This is a genomic window from Colwellia ponticola, assembly GCF_005885605.1.
Taxonomy (GTDB): Bacteria; Pseudomonadota; Gammaproteobacteria; order Enterobacterales; family Alteromonadaceae; genus Colwellia; species Colwellia ponticola.
This window is the reverse complement of sequence record NZ_SZVP01000223.1, coordinates 1-404: the sequence shown is the minus strand read 5'-3', so window position 1 is coordinate 404 and position 404 is coordinate 1. Positions and strand designations below refer to the sequence as shown.

Genomic DNA, 404 nt, shown 5'->3' with positions numbered 1-404 from the left:
CCTGGTCGTTGGATCATCTACCGATCATTCCCGCGCAGTGGAGGGTTGAGGTCAAACCCAAGACTGTCGCGCAGTTCAAAATCATCAAACACCTGCTCAGCGAAGCTGCCACCGTCGTCATCGCCACCGACGCCGATCGCGAAGGTGAAATGATTGCCCGCGAGTTACTGGAGCTCTGCAACTATCGTGGCTCTGTTGAGCGCCTCTGGTTATCCGCACTCAACGAGGCGTCAATTCGCAAAGCGCTGTTGTCGCTGAAGTCTAGTCAGGAGACCTTCCCGCTCTATCAATCAGCCCTCGCCCGCAGCCGCGCCGATTGGCTGTTTGGTATGAACCTCAGTCGTTTGTTTACCCTCCTAGGACGGCGGGCGGGCTATGACGGCGTACTGTCGGTTGGACGCGTC

1 protein-coding gene is annotated in these 404 nt (G+C 57.7%); it reads left to right on the top strand.

What is annotated here, in order from left to right:
- The coding region (locus FCS21_RS16660; protein WP_246047332.1) for a toprim domain-containing protein at positions 1–404 on the top strand (404 nt) is incomplete at both ends.